General features: G+C 76.2%; 6 protein-coding genes. All 6 read right to left on the bottom strand.

All coding sequences use genetic code 11. The annotated features are described in order from the left end of the window. The coding region (locus ABEB16_RS21020; RefSeq protein ID WP_345714132.1) for a universal stress protein at positions 1 to 377 on the bottom strand (377 nt) is incomplete at its 3' end. Between the two features lie 173 nt (positions 378 to 550). Beyond that, positions 551 to 2782, bottom strand: coding sequence for a putative bifunctional diguanylate cyclase/phosphodiesterase (locus tag ABEB16_RS21015; protein ID WP_345714131.1), 2232 nt, complete (start codon positions 2780 to 2782; stop codon positions 551 to 553). Positions 2783 to 2909: 127 nt separating this feature from the next. Next, positions 2910 to 3887 (bottom strand): 3-hydroxyacyl-CoA dehydrogenase family protein, encoded by a 978-nt coding sequence (locus tag ABEB16_RS21010; RefSeq protein WP_345714130.1) that lies wholly within the window; start codon positions 3885 to 3887, stop codon positions 2910 to 2912. A gap of 68 nt (positions 3888 to 3955) precedes the next feature. Continuing rightward, positions 3956 to 4684, bottom strand: a complete 729-nt coding sequence (locus ABEB16_RS21005) for a triose-phosphate isomerase (RefSeq protein ID WP_345714129.1) — start codon at positions 4682 to 4684, stop codon at positions 3956 to 3958. 40 nt (positions 4685 to 4724) lie between these two features. Further along, positions 4725 to 5237: a ribose-5-phosphate isomerase gene (locus tag ABEB16_RS21000; protein WP_345714128.1), complete on the bottom strand. Its 513-nt coding sequence runs from the start codon at positions 5235 to 5237 to the stop codon at positions 4725 to 4727. Positions 5238 to 5349: 112 nt separating this feature from the next. Next, on the bottom strand, positions 5350 to 5675 hold a 326-nt coding region (locus ABEB16_RS20995; RefSeq protein WP_345714127.1), incomplete at its 5' end, for a DAK2 domain-containing protein.

Here is a 5675-nt window from a genome sequence, read left to right as displayed (position 1 = left end):
ACCAGACGACCGAGGACTCCCTGGCCTACGGCGAGGAGCTGTCCGACCTGCTCGGCGGGGGTGGGGAAACCCTGCACCGGGACACCGCCGACGGCGGGGGGGACGCGGGGGTACTCCCAGACGGTGACCAGCTCCAGCGGGCGCCGCTCGGCGCGGGCGTGCTGCCAGGCCCAGCGCACCGCGGGCAGGCAGTCGGAGGTCGGGTCGACGCCCACGAGCACCGCCGCGAGCCCCGCCCGGCCGTCGGCGCCGGCGGGTCCTGCGACCACGGGTGCCGCCGCCAGGACGGTGCCGGGTGCGGCCGCGTCGCGGTGCACCTCGAGCCCCGCGGTGCCGGGAGCGCTCACCGCGAGCGCCGTGGTGGTGTCCGTGTCCACGCTGGTTCCTCCGTTCCCGCCGCACCCGCCGTTGGGTCCGACGCCTCCAGGGTGGAGCACGCAGGTGTCCTGCGGGTTACAGGCGTGCGGAGGGTCACGTCCCGACGGCTTTCCCACGCTGTAGAGCACCGTCGTCGTCACGCTGCGCATCCGGGTTGCCGGTGGCGCGGCCCTCAGGACGCGGGCACCGCCTCGTGCGCGCCCAGCCACGCGCGGAACTCCGCCGCCGGCAGCGGCGGGGAGTGCAGGTGGCTCTGGCTCTCGTCGCAGCCCATCGCCCGCAGCAGCCGCAGACCCTCCTCGTCGGCCACCCCCTCGGCCACCAGGCGCAACCCCAGGCTGTGGGCCAGGTCCACCGTGGTGCGCACGACGGCCGCCGCCCGCGCGTCCGCCGCGACGTCGGCGACGAAGGAGCGGTCCAGCTTCAGGTCGTGCACCGCCAGGTCGCGCAGGTAGGCCAGCGAGGAGTAGCCGGTGCCGTAGTCGTCCACGCTGAGCCGCACACCCAGGCCGGCCAGCTGCGCCACCACCTCCCGCGCCCGGGTGGAGTCGCCCAGGACGACCGTCTCGGTGATCTCCAGGTGCAGCGCGGACGCCGGCAGGCCGTGCCGGCGCAGCGCGGCGCGCACCCGGTCCGGCAGCCCCGCGTCGAGCACGTCGGTGGCGGACAGGTTGACCGCCACGGGCACCTGGTGGCCCTCCCGGTGCCAGCGCGCGGCCTCCGCGAGGGCACCGGAGAGCACCTGCCGGGTCAGGGTCGGCATCAGGCCGCGCTGCTCGGCGGTGGCGAGGAACGACGTGGGGTCCAGCAGGCCCAGCCGCGGGTGCTGCCAGCGCACCAGGGCCTCGGCGCCGGCCACGCCACCGGTGGCCAGGTCGATCTTGGGCTGGAAGTGCAGCACGAGGCTGCCGCCGTCCGCCCCCGGCGCGAGCACGGCGCGCAGCTCCTCCACCAGCCGCAGCCGGTCCCCGGAGCGGCGGTCGAGGCGCTCGTCGTAGGCCAGCACGGGCCTGCGCTCCCGCTTGGCGCCGTACATCGCCACGTCGGCGCAGTGCAGCAACCCCGCCGCGCTCGTGGTGTGGACCGGGCGCGCCGCCACGCCCACGCCGGCCGGCACGTGCAGCGACGTGCCCGACAACCGGTGCGCCCGGGCCAGGTCCGCGGCGAGGGCGTCGGCCAGGTGCTGGGCCTGCGCCAGCGCGGTCCCCGGCAGCAGCAGCGCGAACTCGTCACCGCCGAGGCGGGCGGGCAGGTCGCCCCGGCGGGCGCGGGCGCGCAGCCGGGCCGCCACCGAGCGCAGCAGCTCGTCCCCGGCGGCGTGCCCGAGGGCGTCGTTGACCTCCTTGAAGCGCTGCAGGTCCAGCAGCAGCAGGGCGCAGGGCTCCTCGCGCTGCTCCGCCTCCGCCAGCGCCGCCAGCAGCGCACGGCGGTTGCCCAGGCCGGTGAGCTCGTCGGTGAGGGACAGGTGGCGGGCGTGCGACAGCGGCACCAGCTCCCGGTGGGCCAGCGCCAGGCGGCCCACGACGAGCAGCAGCGCCGCGCCGACCAGCGCCTCCGCCCGGCGGGGGGCGGCGCCCGTCGCGAGCAGCGCCCCGCAGAGGACCAGCACCGCCGAGGGCGGCACGAGCAGGCGCGTCACGCTGGCCCGCAGCAGCGGGGTGCGCGGTGGCGGCACCCACCCGACGGCCGCGGCGAGCACGGTGGCCGCGGTGAAGAGCGCGTCGACGGGGTTGCCGCCGCCGTAGGTGCCGGCCTGCTCCTGCACCACCCAGCCGAGGTGGCCGGCGCCGGCCAGGGCCAGGGCCGCGATGACGAACCACAGCCGCACGTCGCTGCGCGCGCCGCACCAGACCACCACGGCCAGCAGCTGCAGCATGACGACGACGTCCACGGCGGGCAGGGCCAGGGGGACGCCCGCCCCACCGGCCAGGACGCCACCCAGCACCCGCCGCAGCGGTGCCTCCAGCAGCAGCAGCCAGCCGGCGATCGCCAGGGTGCCCGCGACGGCGTCCAGCCAGGAGCCGGGGTGGCGGTCGGCCAGCCGGGTGCGCACGTACCGCTGCGCGGCCAGCAGGAAGCACGGCATCGCCAGCACCGGTGCCACCACGACCGCCGGCCCGCGGGGCGGGCCGGCGCCGACGACCTCGACGAGGTCGGCGGCGGCCTCGTTGAGCGCGGTGGCGCTCAGCCCGGCGGCCAGCGGCACCAGCACGGCGCGGTCCGCGACGCCGGAGCGCACCCGCCACCACAGCAGCCCGGTGGCGCCGAGCGTCACGGCGTTGCCGACCGTCGCGTCGAGCAGCAGGGGCGCGGACCCGCCGCGCAGGCCGAGCAGGGCGGCGGCGTAACCGGCGACGGCGATGGCGGCGGCGACGGCCGCCGGCACGCGCCGGGGGAGTCTCACCGCCCCATGATGTCTCCTGCGGGCGGCCCCGGGCCGCGAGGCGCACCCGAAGGGGTGAGCTGCGACGGCGAGGGGCGGCCGCCGCGGCGACCGCCCCCGTGGTGACCCGTCGGACCCGTCCGTCAGCTCACTCCGCCAGCGGGGAGGGGCCGAGCTCGGCCAGCAGCTCACCCATCTTGCGGTAGGCCTTGTTGCGGTAGTCGATGAGCGCGGCCAGCTTCTCCGGGTCCAGCTCCAGGAAGCCGGAGCCGGTCTTCGTGCCGTACTTGCCCTGCGCCACGAGCTCGGTGAGGTTGGCCGGGGCGGAGAGCCGCTCGCCGAAGTGGTCCTCGAGGACCCTGAACCCCTTGGCGTAGACGTCGAGGCCGGCCATGTCCGCGATGGCGAACGGGCCGAAGAACGGCAGCCGGAACCCGAAGGTGGTGGAGACGATGGTGTCGACGGCGGCCGGGGTGGCCACGCCCTCCTCCACGACCGTCATGGCCTCCTTGAGCAGGACGTACTGCAGCCGGTTCAGGACGAAGCCGGGCACGTCGGCGACCTGGGCGCCCTTGCGCCCGGCCCGCACCAGCAGGTCGTCGATGAGGGGCAGCACGGCCGGGTCGGTGGCCTCCCCCGTGACCAGCTCCACGCCCGGGATGAACGGCGCGGGGTTGGAGAAGTGCACGGTGAGGAAGAGGGAGGCGTCGGTGAAGGCCTCGGCCAGCACCTTCACCGGGATGGTGGAGGTGTTGGTGCCGATGATGGTGCCCGGCGCGGCGGCCTTCTCCACCCGCGAGAGGACGTCCTTCTTGACGGCCGGGTCCTCGAAGACGGCCTCCTCGACGAAGTGGACGTCGGCGACGGCCTCCTCGATGGAGTCGGCGGGGTGGAAGCGCTGCTTCAGGATCTCGGTGCTGCCGGCGTCGAAGAGGCCCTGCGCCTCGAAGAGCTCGGACTCCTTCAGCAGGCGCTCGTAGTTGCGCTGGGTGGACTCCTTGTCGGCGTCGGCCAGCCACACGTCGTTGCCCGCCAGGGCCAGGGACTGGGCGATGCCGCCGCCCATGTAGCCGGTGCCGATCTGGGCGACACGGGTGATCTTGTCGGTGCGGGGTGCGGTGGACACGCAGGTCCTGCCCTTCGTGGAGTCGGGAGCTGGTCGGGTGGTGCGGTGGTGCGGGGCCGGGGTGCCGCTCAGGCGGCGAGCTCGGTGATGACGTCGCGGAAGGCGGCGACGTCGTGGGCGAAGCGGCCGAGGAAGAGCCCGTCGACGCCCTCGGCGAGGGAGGCGAACAGGCCGGGCCCGGCGCTGCCGCCGTAGAGGATCCGGGTGGTGCCGGTGCGCGCGCCGGCGATGGCGCGCAGCTGCTGGGTGACGGCGACGACGTGGTCGGCGGAGGCCGGCTGCGGCTGCCCGATCGCCCACACCGGTTCGTAGGCCAGCACGACCTCCGAGTCGTCGGGCACCGCGGCCAGCACGGACTCCACCTGGGGGCGGCACTCGGCGACCGCGGCCGACACGGCGGCGGCGCCCTCCCCGTCCCGCGTCGTCTCGCCGATGCAGACCAGCGGCACGAGCCCGTTGCGGGCGGCGGCTGCCGCCTTGCGGGCGGTGACGGCGTCGTCCTCGCCGAACAGGCGCCGGCGCTCGGCGTGGCCGAGCTCCACCATCGAGCAGCCGGCCTCGGCGAGCACCGCGGGGGAGACCTCCCCGGTGTAGGCCCCGGCGTCCTCCCAGAACGCGTCCTGCGCGCCGAGGGCGATGCCGGAGCCGGCCAGCAGCTCCGCGCCGGCGGCGAGGGAGACGAAGTCGGGGATGACGAAGGCGTCGACACCGCAGGCGGTGGCGTGCGGGCCGAGGGCGGCGACGGCCTCGAGGTAGGACCGGGTGCGGGCGAGCCCGAAGTACATCTTCAGGCTCACCCCCACCAGGCGCCGAGGGCGCGGAGCGGCTGTCACCACGTCAGCAGGCGGCGACGGTGGTGGCCTCGTCCTCGGCGGAGGCCACGGTCTCGTAGCTCTTGATGGCCTCGACCTTGGCCGCGGAGGCGGAGGTGGGGTCGAAGCGGTAGCCGAGCCACTCCTTGGCCAGGCGGCGGGCCAGCTCGATGCCGACGACGCGCTGGCCCATGCACAGCACCTGGGCGTCGTTGGACAGCACGGAGCGCTCCACGGAGAAGCCGTCGTGGGCGGTGACGGCGCGCACGCCGGGGACCTTGTTGGCGGCGATGGCCACCCCCAGGCCGGTGCCGCAGATCAGCAGGGCGCGGTCGGCCTCGCCGGCGGCGACCTTGCGGGCCGCGGCGACGGCGACGTGGGGGTAGTGGGTGTCCTCGTCGCCGTTGACACCGACGTCGACCACGGAGGCCACGCGGGGGTCGGCCAGCAGGTCGGCCTTGATCTTGTCCTTGTACTGCACGCCGGCGTCGTCGGAGCCGACGACGATGCGCCACTTCTGCTCGGTGCTCTCGCTCATGCTGCTTCCTCTCCTCTCGTGGCGGCCCGCCCGCGCGGCGGGCCACCTCGGGTTGCGTGGCTGTGGGCGCCCGGCGGGCGGGCGGGGGTACCGCGCGCCCGCCGGGTCCGCCTCAGGCGTCCAGCGCGGCCAGGGCGGTGCGGGTCACCAGGGCCAGCGAGGCGGCGCCGGCGTCGGGGTGGGCGCTGCTGCGCTCGGCCTGCGGGCGGGCCCGGCGCAGCTGCGGGCGCAGGTCCCTGGTGGCCTCGGCGGCGGTGGTGGAGGCCTCGGCGGCCGCTCGCCAGGCGGTGCGCACGTCGGCGGCGGCGACGACGCGCTCGACGATGACCCGGGCGAACGGCACCAGGGCGTCGACGAGGGTCTTGTCGCCGGGCTTGGCCCCGCCGAGGCGGGTGACGCCGTCCAGCGCGGCCTGCGCGGCGCGGGCCACGGCCGCGG

This window comes from Kineococcus glutinatus (genome assembly GCF_039542765.1).
GTDB lineage: Bacteria > Actinomycetota > Actinomycetes > Actinomycetales > Kineococcaceae > Kineococcus_A > Kineococcus_A glutinatus.
This window is presented reverse-complemented; position numbering and strand designations above follow the sequence as displayed.